Source organism: Burkholderia sp. MBR-1 (assembly GCF_013822785.1).
Taxonomy (GTDB): Bacteria; Pseudomonadota; Gammaproteobacteria; order Burkholderiales; family Burkholderiaceae; genus Burkholderia; species Burkholderia vietnamiensis.
In genome coordinates, this window is sequence record NZ_CP053611.1 from 451,750 (window position 1) to 467,200 (window position 15,451).

General features: G+C 61.9%; 15 protein-coding genes and 3 pseudogenes. 8 read left to right on the top strand and 10 right to left on the bottom strand.

What is annotated here, in order from left to right:
* Positions 1 to 2: 2 nt before the first annotated feature.
* Both MBR110_RS26715 and MBR110_RS26720 read right to left on the bottom strand, forming a co-directional pair.
* Positions 3 to 926 (bottom strand): annotated as a pseudogene (locus tag MBR110_RS26715) (ISL3 family transposase); the annotation flags it as partial.
* A gap of 318 nt (positions 927 to 1,244) precedes the next feature.
* Positions 1,245 to 1,586 (bottom strand): helix-turn-helix domain-containing protein, encoded by a 342-nt coding sequence (locus MBR110_RS26720; protein WP_181709766.1) that lies wholly within the window; start codon positions 1,584 to 1,586, stop codon positions 1,245 to 1,247.
* Between the two features lie 642 nt (positions 1,587 to 2,228).
* Here MBR110_RS26720 and MBR110_RS26725 point away from each other — a divergent pair.
* From MBR110_RS26725 to MBR110_RS26740, 4 genes are all read left to right on the top strand, one after another.
* Positions 2,229 to 3,347, top strand: a complete 1,119-nt coding sequence (locus MBR110_RS26725) for a type IV toxin-antitoxin system AbiEi family antitoxin (RefSeq protein WP_181709767.1) — start codon at positions 2,229 to 2,231, stop codon at positions 3,345 to 3,347.
* Complete coding sequence (locus MBR110_RS26730; protein ID WP_181709768.1) at positions 3,348 to 4,259, top strand: hypothetical protein; 912 nt, start codon at positions 3,348 to 3,350, stop codon at positions 4,257 to 4,259.
* A gap of 295 nt (positions 4,260 to 4,554) precedes the next feature.
* A complete protein-coding gene (locus MBR110_RS26735) occupies positions 4,555 to 4,851 on the top strand; it encodes a hypothetical protein (RefSeq protein WP_181709769.1) in 297 nt (98 codons plus the stop codon).
* On the top strand, positions 4,848 to 5,069 hold the full coding sequence (locus MBR110_RS26740; protein WP_181709770.1) for a hypothetical protein: 222 nt from the start codon (positions 4,848 to 4,850) through the stop codon (positions 5,067 to 5,069). The genes MBR110_RS26735 and MBR110_RS26740 overlap by 4 nt, the downstream gene beginning before the upstream one ends.
* Positions 5,070 to 5,198: 129 nt before the next feature.
* On the opposite strand, the pseudogene istB reads toward MBR110_RS26740, so the two are convergent.
* The 4 genes and pseudogenes from istB to MBR110_RS26760 form a co-directional block, all read right to left on the bottom strand.
* Positions 5,199 to 5,891 (bottom strand): annotated as a pseudogene (gene istB, locus MBR110_RS26745) (IS21-like element ISBcen13 family helper ATPase IstB); the annotation flags it as partial.
* Positions 5,888 to 6,061, bottom strand: a pseudogene (locus tag MBR110_RS26750) (IS21 family transposase); the annotation flags it as partial. The pseudogenes istB and MBR110_RS26750, both read right to left, overlap by 4 nt.
* A 9-nt stretch (positions 6,062 to 6,070) precedes the next feature.
* Positions 6,071 to 7,033 (bottom strand): 2-hydroxyacid dehydrogenase, encoded by a 963-nt coding sequence (locus MBR110_RS26755; RefSeq protein WP_181709772.1) that lies wholly within the window; start codon positions 7,031 to 7,033, stop codon positions 6,071 to 6,073.
* 76 nt (positions 7,034 to 7,109) lie between these two features.
* Positions 7,110 to 7,316, bottom strand: coding sequence for a hypothetical protein (locus tag MBR110_RS26760; protein ID WP_181709773.1), 207 nt, complete (start codon positions 7,314 to 7,316; stop codon positions 7,110 to 7,112).
* Between the two features lie 30 nt (positions 7,317 to 7,346).
* Between MBR110_RS26760 and MBR110_RS26765 the strand changes: the two genes are divergently transcribed.
* The 4 genes from MBR110_RS26765 to MBR110_RS26780 all read left to right on the top strand — a co-directional run bounded on the left by MBR110_RS26765 (position 7,347) and on the right by MBR110_RS26780 (position 11,234).
* Positions 7,347 to 8,105, top strand: coding sequence for an SDR family oxidoreductase (locus MBR110_RS26765; protein ID WP_181709774.1), 759 nt, complete (start codon positions 7,347 to 7,349; stop codon positions 8,103 to 8,105).
* Between the two features lie 94 nt (positions 8,106 to 8,199).
* Positions 8,200 to 9,486: an MFS transporter gene (locus tag MBR110_RS26770; protein WP_181709802.1), complete on the top strand. Its 1,287-nt coding sequence runs from the start codon at positions 8,200 to 8,202 to the stop codon at positions 9,484 to 9,486.
* A gap of 47 nt (positions 9,487 to 9,533) precedes the next feature.
* Positions 9,534 to 9,926 (top strand): VOC family protein, encoded by a 393-nt coding sequence (locus tag MBR110_RS26775; RefSeq protein ID WP_181709775.1) that lies wholly within the window; start codon positions 9,534 to 9,536, stop codon positions 9,924 to 9,926.
* 60 nt (positions 9,927 to 9,986) lie between these two features.
* Positions 9,987 to 11,234, top strand: coding sequence for a citrate synthase family protein (locus tag MBR110_RS26780; RefSeq protein ID WP_181709776.1), 1,248 nt, complete (start codon positions 9,987 to 9,989; stop codon positions 11,232 to 11,234).
* 424 nt (positions 11,235 to 11,658) lie between these two features.
* Here MBR110_RS26780 and MBR110_RS26785 read toward each other — a convergent pair.
* From MBR110_RS26785 to MBR110_RS26800, 4 genes are all read right to left on the bottom strand, one after another.
* Positions 11,659 to 12,758 (bottom strand): IS3 family transposase gene (locus tag MBR110_RS26785; protein ID WP_181709777.1). Its coding sequence is split into 2 segments (ribosomal slippage): positions 11,659 to 12,506 and positions 12,506 to 12,758, totalling 1,101 coding nucleotides; the frame shifts between segments, so codons are not numbered across the junction.
* Between the two features lie 277 nt (positions 12,759 to 13,035).
* Complete coding sequence (locus tag MBR110_RS26790; protein ID WP_258570014.1) at positions 13,036 to 13,527, bottom strand: DUF3800 domain-containing protein; 492 nt, start codon at positions 13,525 to 13,527, stop codon at positions 13,036 to 13,038.
* Between the two features lie 193 nt (positions 13,528 to 13,720).
* Positions 13,721 to 14,815 (bottom strand): IS5 family transposase, encoded by a 1,095-nt coding sequence (locus MBR110_RS26795; protein WP_009961431.1) that lies wholly within the window; start codon positions 14,813 to 14,815, stop codon positions 13,721 to 13,723.
* Between the two features lie 87 nt (positions 14,816 to 14,902).
* Positions 14,903 to 15,439 (bottom strand): hypothetical protein, encoded by a 537-nt coding sequence (locus tag MBR110_RS26800; RefSeq protein ID WP_258570015.1) that lies wholly within the window; start codon positions 15,437 to 15,439, stop codon positions 14,903 to 14,905.
* Positions 15,440 to 15,451: the final 12 nt, after the last annotated feature.

Sequence of the window (15,451 nt, forward strand, 5' to 3'; positions counted from 1 at the left end):
GTTCATCGAGGATTACCGGGGAAGGCGGCGCGGATCTTGAGGAAGAAGTATTCATCGTCACGGTACCCGTAAGCCCGACGCTTGATGACCTTGATGGTGTTGTTGATGCCTTCGACGACGCTGGTATTGAGCGGATGGCGGCAGCGAGTCACGATTCCGTGCCAGTAGCCCTGCAAGCGCTCGGCGAACTTTTGCAGGGCGGCGATCCCGCTTTGCTGAGCCTGCTCGAACCATTGTTCCCAAGCCTTTTGCGCCCAGGCTGGCTTCTGATAGAACCAGAGCCGCTTGAGCTCGTCGCGTAACACGTAGACGCATAACAGCGACTGATTGGCCGCCAGCAACTCTTTCAGGTGCACGGCCTGATCTGGCTTGAGGTTGTGGCGGTTGCGCAGCAACAACCAGCGGCTGGACTTCAGAACTTTGCGGGCCGGCTTGTCATGTCGGAGTTGATTGGCCTGGTCCACTCGCACCCGATCTATCACTTCGCGGCCGTACTTGGCCACGACGTGGTACAGGTCGAAGACGATCTCCGCCTGCGGACACTGTTCCCTGATTTCGAGTTCATACGCCGTGGTCATGTCGATCGCCACCGCTTCAATACGCTTGGCAACGCCTTCGGGAAGCTGCTCGAAGAAGGCACGGGCAGTCTCGCGCGAGCGGCCCTGTCCGATCCAGAGCACCTGCCGGCTCATCGGCTCGACCACCACCGTGGCGTAGCGATGGCCTTTATGCAGCGCGAACTCGTCCATCGCCAGATAGCGGATCGTTGACCAGTCGGGCTCGCGCACACGCGCCCGCAGACGCATCTTGTCGATCGATTTGACCGTGTGCCAGCCCAGGTCGTAGAAGGCCGCCACGGCCTGCACGCTGGCCGCTTGCAGCAGCTTCTCGCAGGCCTTGGCGAAGCGCTCCGTCACTCGCTGGTAGGCTGTTCGCTTTCGCCTTCAGCTTGGCCTCAATCACGCGCCGCCCCCACGAGTCGGGCGAAGCATCGCGGATGCCACCGAATTGTGTGAGTCCCGCGCCTGGGAAGATCACCTTCCCTCGCAGCTCGCCCTTGTTTTTGAGGCTGAGCGCCACCGGGTCGACGTCGATTGCGTTCGGCCGTTCGAGATAACGCAAGCCGTACGCAAATTCCGACGCTTGGAGATCAGCTCCGTCCTCCGTCATCGTGACTAGGCCGGCCGGCGCCCACTCGTCATCGAGGTGTGCGAACACCGCGAGCTTCGTGATTGTTGCTGCCATCAGAAATCCAGTTCCTTGAGTTCTTTCTCGGACATAACGCTAACTCGTCGTCGAAGGCTGCGGGCGTCGAGGGATTTAAGCGCCGGATCCGTCTGGGAGAGTAAGTCGTGCAGGCCCAAGCCAGGAGCAAACGCTTCGAGGTAGCGGAGCACCTGCCCAATCGCCACGCCTGGGTCGCCCTTTTCGATGCGGTAGGCCGTATTCCGCGACAGACCAGCTCGCGTGGCCGCTTCGCTCTGGTGTACCCCTCTCGCTATACGGAGACGGGAGAGTAGATGTCCGATTTGCCTAGTCTCGGCAAGCACCGCCGAGCTGGCAGCTGCCTCTTGATTGACCTTCATGCTCGATAAATCGCGCCCTATGGCGCTTACGCTCGATAATACGAGCATGATAGTCAATTTTCTCGAAACCGCAACCCTACGCTCGTAAAATCGAGCGCTAGCCTCGCACCGCTCGATTTTACGAGCACCGACCGTCCAGACACATCGCGAGCATCCCGAGAGCCTCGTTCCTAGCTGAACAAGGCTCCCTCGCTCTCTGGGGGACAATTCTCGTCCCTGCCATCCTGATCTGGGTCGTTGGAACGACCGGCGGCGCGTTGCCGCCTCTCCGTCTGGATTTGCGCGACAGTCTTGCGCGGCTCACTGCCGGGATAGGCCGTCCTCCGGTGATTCAGACGACGTCGCGACGAGCCTCAGCAGGCACAATGAGCTTTGTTTCGGACCGGACAGCGGCCCTCGTCGTCTTCGGGCCCCGTGGGAAACACACCAGATCAAGTACCAGCCTGGCCGCCGGTCCCCAATGGAGATACTCCACCCTGTCGGGGCCGGAAGGCGAGGACCGCATTTGAGAAAACGGGGCCGAGTCCGTATTTCGTGCGACCTTGCGTTAGCTGAACAGCTAAAGAAGCCTAAATTGCTAAAGCAAAGCCAATGCTGTATATTGAGCTGTACAGCAATATCACCGGTTTTCGCTAACGATCCATGGAAAACTTCAGCCACAACCCGAGCGGCGACGCGCGCAGTGCTTTCGAGGCCGAAATCGCGAAGGAGCTTTGCTCAAGTCTCGATGAGGTCGCGGACGGTCGGATCAAGGTCCAGCATATCGAATCAGTTTTCGCGAACCTACCCGGAGTGGACTTCGCTCTGGATCTTGAGGCAGACGGCACACCGGTATGCATTGCAGTGGAAGCTCTCCGCTACGCTTATCCACGCGACGTCCAGGGAGCCGTATGGAAGCTTGACGAATTCAAGCACGCCTACAGTCACGCTGGGTTTGAGGACCTCATCCTCCTCGTAGCCGCTGAATCGCTGAGTCCCGGGGCGCGGGAGCTGCTTCGCAAGCGCGGGATTGGCTATTTCGAACGGAACGGAAACCTCAACCTGAAGTGGCGCAACTGGCTGATCAACATCGAGCGGCCCGACCCACCGTCGGTAAGAAAAGAGGCCACCTCGCTCTTCACGGATTCGCGTGAGGCGGTTGTTCATGCGCTCCTGGTCAACCGGCACGAATGGCTGAGCGGCGGCGATCTAGCAGCGATGGCCCAAACTTCGGCATACACGGTCTCTGTCGTCTTGCAAGAACTGGAGCGCCGTGAGTGGTGCGAATCGAGCGGCGCGGGCAGAACGCTTCGACGCCGGCTAACCAAGCCACGAGAATTGCTGTCAGCATGGGCTGATCAATGGACGAAGCGCAAGGAGCAGCGTTCCAGTTGGTACTGTTTCTCCGAGAACCCAAAACTGCTGCTCACAAAATTGACGGCCAAGATCGAGTCTGCAAACCCATCCTTCGACTGGGCGTTCACAGGTACAGCCGCCGCGAATGTCTATGCGCCGCTCCTAACGAGCGTAGACACGGCAGAGATCATCGTCCCGCCCGGGGAAGCCGAGGGTCTTGCTCGAGATATGCGGTTGAAGCCGGCCGATAAAGGCGCCAACGTCGTCTTCGTCGAACGGGACGGTGCGAGCCTTCTGTTCCGCGACGCGATCCCTGACATCCCGGCATACTTCGCGAGCCCATTCATCATGTATCTCGACCTCCTGAATGGACGAGGCCGAAACAAAGAGCTGGCCGAGCACCTTCTTGAAAAACTGGAGTTATAAATGGCCGGAGTCAAACCCACCACAGCGTCGGGCTACAAAGCCGATGTCACAGAGGCTTGCGAGAGGACTCTGCTCACCCTGATCGGTGCATTTGGCAGCCTTGGGCATACCCTCCGGCTGGTAGGCGGACTCGTTCCACGCTATCTAACGCCCGAGACGCCGCCGGACGTCCCCGCACACGCTGGCACGTCCGACGTCGATATCGTCCTCAACATCGCCCTGGTTGATGCCGGCGAAGGGTACGCATCACTGGCCGACCAGCTCACCGCACGTGGATTCGAGCGCTTTCAGAAGGATGGCAAGACATCGTCATGGCAATGGAAGCTCCGGGTCGACGAGCAGGTGGATGTCATCGTCGAGTTTCTGCGTGATGCCGTTGGCCAAACGGCCGGGCGGCCGGTGAATGTCGATGGCGAACGGGTCTCTGCGCTGGCAGTGACGTACGCAGAAATCGTGCACGACTGGTTTGTTGAGAAACCGGTAACCGGCCGCTTACTTGGCGACGGCGGCGTGACCTCACGCAACATTCGCTTCGCGGATGTGCCAGCGTTCGTGATCCTGAAAGCGATCGCGCTCGAGCAACGCAACGAAAACAAGGACGCGGGCGACTTGATCCACGTGCTGCGTTACGCAGGAACGATCGACGAGGTGGCGGAGCTTTTCGTCCAACGGAAACTGTCAAACACACACAGCGAAGCGATGGACGTTGGGCTCAAGACCCTCCGTCGATGTTTCTGTGATGATGAAGACGCCGAAGGCTTCGAAAAAGTCGGCCCTGTCCGCTACGCCGCCTTTCAGGGCGAGACTGACGAAGATTCGAGGGTAGCTCTTCGGCGCTTCGCGTCGGGCCTCGTCCAGGAGATCCTCGATCGTTTCGAAGAGCGTCTCGCTGAGTTGGCCGCGGCCGAATGAGAATTTCCCAGACAACAGGTGTGCGCATGGCCTTCTGATCAGGCAGAGTCAGCGGAAATGCGCTGACTCTGGGCTCAGGCTGGCCAACGCTGCACGACAACCATCCCGACGTGCTCGCTAAGCTGCGAGCAACCCACGCATGCAAGGATTGATGACCCACTCGACCAATCTCGGCCCCTGCCCCGCTTGCGGGCTTTCGCAAGTAACACACGTTTCTCTCGGCAGTACCGAGCAATTTCAGTGCGACAAGTGCGGGCACAAAACGAGGCCCTACTCGCACCTCAGAGACGCAGTGATGGCGTGGAACTCCGTGCAGGCCGCGATCGTCGCTCCGCCGGAGGACGCGGGCCGCACATTCGTGACCACGACGCAAAACACCTCGCTTTCGCAACGCGACACGCTCGAGGAGATCATCAGCAACCTTGCTCCGCTTGTCGGCGCCAATACGGTCTTCCGCAGAATGAACTCGCGCTACTCGCATTTCTACCAAGTACAGGCCCCTGGGTTCGGCAGCTATCAAAGCGCATCGAACACCATCCTGCAGTTGTCGCGCGAGATCGCATCGCGGGCCGCTCGAAAGGTCGACGAATGAGGAAAGCAAACCCTGCACCGCTCGCCGACGGAACGTACTGGGCGACCTGCAAGGAGCGAAACGCACTCGCGGCCGCCATGAACGGCCACGGCACAGTGTTCCCGCGAGCGGCGATGATCATCAAGGGCCGCGAAGCGCGGTTCTACCGCGACAGTGTCGAAGTGTGGCGCTGTAACGCCGTCTACGCCGCGACCCACTTCACGATCGATCCTGCTTAGGCGAGTTTTCCGGCGGCCGCACGCGCGCTATGTTCTTCACGTCCGCCGCTCCGCCGAACTCGCCCACGCGCCGCCGCTCCTGCTGAAGCAGACAACGCCGCTGAAACATCAGCGACCAGGCTGTCCTTGTGCATGGTGGAGAATGCGGTCGAGCATCGCTGCAGTGAGGGTGGTGTTGCCGCCGAAGGTTTCGTCCCACTGCGCAAACGGCAGGTTGCTGGTCAGGATCATCGAGCCACGCTCGTAGCGCTTGGCGACGATCTGGAAGAAGTGACTGGCCTGATCGCCCGAGAGCGGTAGATAGCCGATCTCATCGACGATGAGCAGCCTCGGGCCGAGAATGTTGTGCCGAAGAACGGCGTCGTATCGCTCCTGTCGGCGTGCAGCCTCGAGCTGTAACATCAGATCCGCCGCCGTGATGAACTTCGTCTTGATGCCGGCCTGCGTCGCTGCATATCCGATGGCGATCGCGAGGTGCGTCTTGCCCACGCCCGACGGACCAAGCAACACGGCGTTCTCGCCTCGCTCGATGAAGCGTAGCGTGGCAAGCTCGTCGATTGCCTCGCGCGGGACCCCGACGGCGAAGCTGTAGTCGTAGTCATCCAGTGTCTTGATGGCGGGAAACCCGGCCATGCGCACCAGTGTTTGCCGCGAACGAACTTGCCTCGTCTCTCGTTCGTGCGCGAGCGCGTTCTCGAGGAAGTCGAGGAAACTCCATTGCTTGGCCGCCGCGTCGCTGGCCAGAGCGACGTATCGGTGCATGAGTCCCTCGAGCTTCAGGCTTTGGCAGTGCCCGTCGATGCGTTCCTGCTGCAAGTTCATGCGCGCACCTCGGTCAGTAATTGCTGGTAGACGGACAACGGGTGCTGGATCGACATCGCGGGATCAACGCGCGGCCGAGCGACGGCGCGAGCCGGCAATCGGGGCAATGTGTAGCCAGGCATATCGAGCAAGCAAGCCCGTTCTCGTTGCTCCAACAGAATCGCGGGTGCCTGCCGTCATCACAGCGCGTTCGGCGCCCCCTTTCCGTCAAGCACCGCCGCGACGTTGTCGAGCGCGGCAAACCCCATCTGGTCGCGCGTCTCGACGGTCGCGCTCGCCATGTGCGGCGACAGAAACACATTGTCGAGCGCGGCAATGCGCGGATCGATGTTGGGTTCGTTCCGGTAAACGTCGAGCCCCGCGGCGAACAGCCGATGCGACGTCAACGCATCGTAAAGCGCATCCTCGTCGACGAGACTGCCGCGTGCCGCATTCACGAATACCGCACCGGCGCGCAGCAAGCCGAATTCGCGGCGGGTCATCAACGGCGTGCCGCCGCCGGGCACGTGCAGCGTGAGGATGTCGCACTGAGGGAGCAGCGTGTCGAGATCCGCGCAATAGCGTGCACCGGCCTCGATCTCGGGCGGTGCGGGACGCCGATCGGTATAGACGATCTTCATCCCGAAGCCGCGCGCGCGCTGCGCGACCGCACGGCCGATCCGCCCGAAACCGGCGATTCCGAGCGTCTTGCCGTTCACGCGCGTGCCGAGCATGTCGGTCATGCCGAACGACTTTCCCCACCCCGCGCGCACGATACGCTCGTACTCCGATGCACGCCGGCACGCGGCCAGCACTAGCAGCATCGTGAAATCGGCCGTGCAGTCGGTCAGCGCATCGGGGGCGTTGCTGACCGCGATTCCGCGTGCGCGTGCGGCGGCGACATCCATGTGGTCGTACCCGGCGCTCGCGTTCGCGATGATCTTCACGCTCGGCGGCAATGCTGCGATGTGCTCGGCCTGCAGCCCCGATTTCTTGCCGATCAGCACCGCCGGCGTCTCGTAGCGGTTGCAGAACTCGACGACGGACGGCGCGTCCATGTCGGCGTCCGTTACATACGCGTTGAATTCGGATTCTGCGCGTGCGGCGACTGCGGCGGGAACGCGTCGCGCAACCAACAGGCGGGGGCGATTGTTGTCAGGCATGGTCTTGTCCTTGGGTCGGAAAACGGAACACAGCCTACGAAGCGCAGTCGGCGCGGGTCAATATTGATTGGTTCGATCAACATGTCCGCGCGGCATTGAGCGACCGGATGATCGACCGATTCCGATCATGTCCTCTGCTATGCGCGATGCCGTGCCGGCGCGCGAACGGCGCCGCCGCGAACTCAGGAAAACCCTGACGCCAGCCCGTCTGGACGGGGCGGTTGATATTGATTGAAAGAATCAAGATTGCTGCGAAATCGTCGCCGCGCAATGCTTTTTGCATGTTCAACGGACTGAAGACGAGGGCGTGAAAATGCAGGCAGAGAAAAGAATCGCGGCGGTGACGGGTGCCGGCACCGGCATCGGACAGGCCGCTGCGGTAGCGCTCGCGCAAGCCGGCTTCAGCGTCGCGCTGCTCGGCCGGCGCATCGATCCGCTACTCGCGACGCAAGAGATCATCGAGCTGGCCGGGGGCGTCGCAGCGGCGATTCCAACCGACGTGTCCGACGAAACGTCGGTCGATGCGAGCTTCACGCGGATTGCGCATGACTTCGGCCGCCTCGACGTGCTGTTCAACAACGCGGGCTGCAACGCAGGCGCCGTGCCGCTCGACGATTATTCGCTTGAGTTCTGGAACGACGTGGTCGCCACCAACCTGACCGGCGTGTTCCTGTGCGCCCGCGCCGCGTGGCGCCAGATGAAGCGCCAGACGCCGCAAGGCGGCCGCATCATCAACAACGGTTCGATCTCCGCGCACACGCCGCGCCCGCACACGATCGCGTACACGGCCACGAAGCACGCGGTCCTCGGCATCACGCGTTCGCTTGCCCTCGACGGTCGACCGTTTAACATCGCCTGCGGCCAGATCGATATCGGCAACGCCGCGACCTCGCTCACGGAGCGCATGGACAGCGGCGTGCTGCAGGCCGACGGCCGCATCGCGCCCGAGCCGCGCGTCGACGTCGTGCATGTCGCGAGCGCGATCGTGCAGATGGCGAGCCTGCCGCTCGAAGCGAACATTCTGAACATGACGATCATGGCAAGCGCGATGCCCTTCGTCGGACGCGGCTGACCGGACGCGCGCCGGCACACGCGGCAGGTGCACCAGCACAACCATCACAAAACAGGAGACGACATTGAAAACCGCTGAAGAACAGGTTTCGGTCATGCGCGAGTTCGACGCGCACGCAGGCGCCGCCAGGCGATCGCGGGTGCGCTACGGCGTGCTGTCGATGCTGCTGGTGGCCACCGTCCTTAACTACGTCGATCGCTCGGCGCTCGGCATCGTCGCTCCGGCGTTGTCGAAGGATCTCGCGCTTACCCGCGTGCAGATGGGCGAGCTGTTCGCGGTGTTCGGCCTCGCATACTCTATCGCGCTGCTGCCGGCAGGCGTGCTCGCCGATATGCTGGGCTCGCGCGTCGCGTATGCGCTGTCGCTCGTCGGATGGTCGCTGGCGACGCTCACGCAAGGGCTCGCGCACGGCTATCACATGCTGCTCGGTTCGCGGCTAGCGATGGGCGCGCTCGAAGCGCCCGCGTTTCCGTCGAACGCGCGCGCCGTGACGATGTGGTTCCCGGTCCAGGAGCGTGGCTTCGCGACGAGCGTGTACGTGATGGGTCAGTACATCGGCACGCCGCTCTTCACCGGGCTGCTCCTGTGGATCTCATCCGCGTTCGGCTGGCGTACCGTGTTCTTCGCGACCGGCGCGTTCGGCATTCTGTTCAGCGTCGTCTGGTACCGGCTCTATCGCGATCCGTCGCGCCATCCACGCGTCAACGCGGCCGAGCTGCAGTACATCACCGAAGGGCAGCCGGTAGTGACGGCGCGCGACCGATTCGACTGGCGCATGGCGCTGCGCCTGCTGGGCTATCGGCAGATCCTCGCGATCTGTCTCGGCAAGTTCTGCAACAACACGCTGCTGGTGTTCTTCACGACCTGGTTCATGACCTACCTTGTCGAGGAACGGCACATGTCGATGATCAAGGTCGGTTTCTTCCAGGCGATGCCGTTCATCGGCGCGACGCTGGGCATCCTGATCGCCGGCTATCTGTCCGATCTCTGCATCCGGCGCGGCGTATCAATGTCGTCGTCGCGCAAGGCGCCCCTCGTGATCGGCACCTTCCTCGGCGCATCGATCGTGCTCGTCAATTTCGTGCAGTCGAACGCGCTGGTGATCGCGATCCTGACCGTCGCGTTCTTCGCACAGGGTATCGGCTCGATGTCGTGGGCGGCGGTGTCCGAGATCGCGCCGAAACGCTATGTCGGGCTCACCAGCAGCATCACGAGCCTCGCCGCGAATATCGCAGCCGTCACCACGCCGCTGATGATCGGCTACGTGACGCAGCACACCGGCAACTTTTTCTGGGCGCTGAACCTGATGGGTGCGATCTGCCTCCTCGGCACGCTGTCGTACTCGGTGCTGCTCGGCAAGCTGTCGCGTATCGAGCTCTGACCCGGTTCGCCCCCTTTTACGCTCCACTGCACGTACCGCACACGACCATGATCGAATTCAAATGGGATCACCTGCAACTCTGCTCGGCTGATGCCGAGGCCACCGCCGCGTGGTTCGCGCGCTGCCTGAACGCCGAAATCGTGCGGCGCCCCGGCCGCGTCGACCTGCGGATCGGGGCAATCAACCTCTTCATCACGGCGCTGCCGGACGCGTGTCCGGCGATCGTGCCGGACGGCGAGCGCATGCAAGGGATTGACCACTTGGGCGTGCTTGTCGAGGATCTGGATGCGGCTTACGCGCATCTGGTCGACAACGGCGCGGAGATCGTCCAGCCCGTCACGCGGATCCGCGCCGGCGTGCGCGGCTGTTTCGTGCGCGCGCCCGGCGACATCCTCGTCGAGGTGCTGGAGCGGCGCCCGGCCGAGATGACATTCAACTGAACCCGGTCTATAGTCGGCGCAAGCGGCCGCGCACCGGCCGCATCCTCATCACGACTCCCCATGCAGAACTGGATCACCCTGACGGAAGCGGCGCGGCGGCTCGGCGTGCGGGCGCAGACCGTCTACGCGTACGCGAGCCGCGGCAGCATTGCCGTGATGCAGGATCCCGACGATCCGCGCAAGAGCCTGTATCGGGCCGAGGATGTGGTCGCGCTGTGCCGCAAGAAACAGGTCGGCCGCAAGCGAGCGGCGCTCGCGGCCAGCACGATCTTTGGCGCCGAGCCGTGCATCTACAGCGGCATCACCACGTTCTCGAAAGGACGCGCGTGGTATCGCGGGCGCGACAGCGTTCAGCTCGCAGACACCGCCACGCTCGAGGAGACGGCCGCGCTGCTCTGGCAGGCCACCACGCCCGTGTCGTTCGATCCGCCCGCGTTGGCACTACCGCCCGGCGAGCGAGACCGGCAATGCGCGTTCACCATGCTCGCGACGCTGGCCGCGCACGGGCACTCGACGCTCGGCCGTCTCGACAGCGCACTGCACATCGAGGCCGGGCAGCTCGTCGCGATCGTGTCGCGCGCGTTCGGCGCGCACGACGATGCCGGCGCAAGCCCGCTTCACACCCATCAGCGGCTCGCGGCCGGCTGGGGCCTCGACAGCCATGGCGCAGACCTGTTGCGCCGCGCGATGGTGCTGGTCGCCGATCACGAGATCACGAGTTCGGCATTTGCCGCGCGCATCACCGCATCGACCGGCGCGTCGCTGGCAGGCTGCCTGCTGACGGGGCTCGCGACGTTGTCGGGGCCGCTGCACGGCGACGCGTCGGGACGCGTACGTGCGGTGTTCGACGACGTGCAACGATTGGGTGCCGAGCGCGTCGTCGATCATCACCTGAAGTCCGCGATCCCGATTCCCGGTTTCGGCCATCATCTTTACCCCGACGGCGATCCGCGCGCGGCCGCGCTGCTTGCGCGGCTCGATCCGCCGACGGAACTCGCGCACTTCGTCGACAAGGTCACGACGCTCACCGGCCAGCGGCCGACCATCGATGTCGCGCTGGCGATGCTGTCGGTGCAGCTTCAGTTGCCGCGTGATGCGGCGTTCGGGCTGTTCTCGATCGCGCGCAGCGTCGGACTGCTCGCACACTGCATCGAGCAGCTGCGCGTCGGCAAGGTGATCCGGCCGCGCAGCCGCTATACGGGGCCGACGCTCGACGATCGGCATCTGCGGCCCGCCGCTGACGACGACGGCAAACAGACGAAAGTCGGCGTGATCAACAAGAACCGCCTGTTCAAGGTGGTGGAGTAACCTGCCGGACAACCATAAACCAGATTTAGATTATCTCCGTTTGCGAATAAAAGTTGTCACTGGCCGCGGCTGCGAAGACCGGTGTCAACTCCTCCGCCGCGCCGTCAGTGGCGGTCACGCGTTGTGCCAAACCTGAACTTGAACCGACATTCGTACCGTAGCGATAAGGTTCCCTATCTCGCTGCCGCGTCGATCCTGACGACTGGAACGGCACGCTACAGCGAATGGCGGTTCCGGGGCGACGCGAACGACTCTGAACAACCCGAAGCAGCAATTGACACGGCTCCACAGCGGCCGCTTACCCGAGCCCTTCGCAGGGGCGTTTAATGCAAACAGACAGGCAGATTACAGAAGTTATCTGCAGACGCTTGCAATGAAGCTTTCCGAATGGCAGCACTGACCTGCGGCGGAATTTTGTGACCAGTCAGGCAGTGAGTCTCGTGTCGATATTATCGGAATCCAGCCAGGCTCGACGGACCGTGGCGGGAGGTTGATAGCGGTGCGCGCTATGGGGCCGGCGCTCGTTGTAGAACTGCCGCCAGCGTTCAATGAGCACCTTGGCTTCGGCGCGGCTGCGGAACCATTCCCGGTTCAACAATTCGTCACGCAACTTGCCGTTGAAGCTCTCGACGAACCCGTTTTGCCACGGACTGCCGGGCGTGATGAAGGCCGGACCGATGGCAGCATCCCGCAGCCAGCGCATGACCTTGGCAGCGGTAAATTCGGCGCCGTTGTCAGACCGAATGAACGCGGGCTTGCCGTACAGCCGCATCAGTCGCGACAGCGTCAGGATGACATCCTGCGACCGCAAGCTGGCGCCGACTTCGATCGCCAGGCACTCGCGGGTGTATTCATCGATCACGCAAAGCATCTTCAACGCCCGCCCATCGACCAGTTGATCGTGCACGAAGTCGTAGCTCCAGACCGAATTCGGCTGTGTCGCACCGGGCAAGCGAATGTCGTTGCCACAACGACGCCGGCGAGGACGCCGCCGTGGAATGTTGAGCCGCAAGGCTTGCCACATTCGCCGCACGCGCGATTCGCCCAGCGCCAGCCAAGCCGACATCCGCCGGTAGCCGAAGCGCGGCACTTCCTGCGCGGCCGCCATCAGCCGCTCGCCCAGGCTCCGATCCTTCTCCGGTTGCTTGAGCGTATAGGTGGCCACCCGGCGACTCAGCCCCAGATAACAACATGCCTTGCGTTGCGAGAGACCCCGCCGAGTCAGGACTTCCAGCGCTTCGCGCCGGCCCGTTGGGGTATTCATTTTTTTCGGCTGAATTCCTTCAGTCCGTCGATGACCAGCAATTGCTCGGCAATCAGGCGCTTGAGCCGCTCGTTCTCCGATTCCAGATCCTTGAGCCGACGGGCGTCGGCCACATCCATGCCGCCGAACTTGTTGCGCCAACGATAGAACGTCTGTTCCGAGATGTTGTGGCGCTTGCACAGATCCTTCACCGGCTCGTCCCGGCTCTCGGCCTCGCGCAAAATCCGGATGATCTGCTCGTCGGTAAATCGCTTCTTCATCGAGTTCTCCTTGCCTCTAGGATAAAAGAGAACTCACTTGCCAAACGGCTACAAGAAACGTCCCAGGTCAGCACAGCCCCCGCGACAAGACAGATTCGCTTGAGGCAGACGCCTTGAACCGTATGGATTCTAGAGTGACAGAATTAATTTGCTCTACGTGACTCGAAGACGGCTATGAACCAGTTCGTGATCCTCTACGAGGATCGATTCGTTCGACCATCCGTGTGAATCTCAACCTGCCTTGAACACGGAAATCCTGACACCCCCGTCGACGCCATCATCGGTGAAAATGAGTCGCCATGTAATCGATCAGCTCAGCTCCTTGCGAGCCTTGCCTGAAACGCTTTTGCTCATCAAAGTCCAGCGATGGCAATAGGTGGATGATCTGCTCGTCGCAATATAGCGCCATCACCGTCTCGGCATCCAGCCCGACTACCTTACGCCCTCTCAACGTGTTAGCCGCCTCAATAGTCGCTCCAATCATTACGTCTGCCAACTGCACCGCGGGGCTCATCTTCGAGTCCACCTGGGTCACCGACGTGAGTTTGAGCGGGAACTTCAGACTTGCGATCTCCGACTGCCTGAACTCGATGGCTTCCTCATGGTTGATGTACTGCTGAATCAGGTCATGGTAAGTCAGGAGGTTCTTGGATTGGTCATGCTCGACACAGTAAGAACCCTCAGCCATTTCTTCCATACGAGTAACCAGTGACTGCAACACCACAAAAGCCGCGTCGGTGCTAACACCCGGTGTCATGATCGCACTCAAGCACTCTGGTGCCGCATATTGAGCCAATGGCCCTAGCAGGCTGTTGAAAAGCGCCTCGTTCCGACGATCGGGGCACTGTTTAAAAGGGTTTCGTATGCGATTGGCCGCTGAGTTGCTGACGAATCGTGCCGGATGCCCCGCTTGCGAGCGGGCCGGCCGGCGCGTTGCCGCGCAACAGCTACGGTTGGGCGGCTCATCGCGCTGCTCCCTGCGGCACCGCTGCCAGTATTCGAGCCATTCGAGTCAGGTTGCTCGCCAGCATCGTCAGCTTGAAGTGCTGGTCGACTCGCTTGATGCCGCGATACGCGGTCTGTCGGATCCTGCCGACGGTCTTGCCCCAGCCGAAGTGCTCTTCGATGCGCTTGCGAATCACCTGGCTGATGCCATAACCGGCGTGCCGCGAGGTGCGGCCATCGATCGCGCTGCCGCCTTGATGCGCGTCGTTGCGCGCGACATGCGGCGTCACCTTGCGCGCACGACAGTCCCGCACAAAGTCGCGCATGTCGTAACCCTTGTCGGCGCCGAGCGTCTTGGCGTGACGGCCCGGCACGCAATCGAGCAAGCGCAACGCACTTGCGCGTTCGCCGAAACCGTCAGCGTGGCTGACCACCGCGCCGACCACCAAGCCCGAGCGGTTCTCCATCAGGATGTGCCCCTGATAACAAAGGATGGCTCCGCTTTGCCGCCCCTTGCGGAACAGGCGCGCGTCCGGATCGGTGCTCGATTCATGCGTATCGTTGCTGCGCCGCTTGCCCTTCCAGTCGGTGTCGACATTGCGACCACCGCCGGCTGGTGGATCGTCCGAGCCGTCCTTGGGCCGGAAGCTCTTGTGGCTGGCCCAAGCCTGGATCAGCGTGCCATCGACCGAGAAGTGTTCTCTGGACAGCAGCCCTTGCTTGTCGGCCAAGCTCATGACTTCGGTAAAGAACGCTTCGACCACTTCGTGCTCGAGCAGACGATCACGGTTCTTGGAGAACACCGAGTGGTCCCAGACGGCGTCTTCGATCGCCAGTCCGACGAACCAACGGAACAGCAGGTTGTAGCGCATCTGTTCCATCAACATGCGCTCGCTGCGCACCGAGTACAGCACCTGCAGCAGCAATGCACGCAGCAGTTTCTCCGGCGCAATCGACGCACGGCCGCTATCCGCGTAGATCGTGCCAAACAGCCCATTGAGCCGCTTCAGCGCTTGATTGACCAGCAGCCGAAGCGGCCGCAACGGGTGATCGGCCGGCACGAAGTCTTCCAGCTTCACCGTCGTGAACAGCGGTTCTTGCATCTCGTCCATTCCGCGCATCGCTCTCGTCTGCCCAAGATCATGAACACGATATCTCTAACGCACCGCTCGCAACGCCCGTTTACACCGTATCCAATTTCAACAGCCTGCTAGTGCCTCAGGTAGTTCGCGCCATCGTGTCTTGCGCACCGCGTCCACCAAGTCCTTCAGGGCTTCAGAGGTCTTTTCTCTCGCTGCTCGCTGAAAAGCCGCGAGCATCGTATTGAACGCATCCTCCCCTAACAACGTGGGACCAACAAAAGACATCATCGAAGCCAATGCGTAGTTCTGTCCATCCTCGTAGAAGTTGATGCCCCGTTCGTAATAGAACGGCTCGACAGCGTAATCGAGGAACATCAACAACAGCAGGAACCGCTTATCGCAGACATAAGTCACACACTTGTAGTGAGTCAGGAGGTCTTTCAACAGACTCAGCAAGCGAGGATGGTTTCCAGGCCGGCGCGCAAGCGCCCTGTACTTCAGCTCAGTCGCCTGTAGCCCCGGAAAATGCTCCTTGATGAGACGAGCGGCATCCTCGTTGCCGATAGCCACAGCCGCGGCCCCTTGAAAAGGTTGTTCGGGGTTCAAAAGATCGAACCCGGTATATCCGCTTTCGTCGATTCGGAAGCATTCCATTGAAGCCCCTTC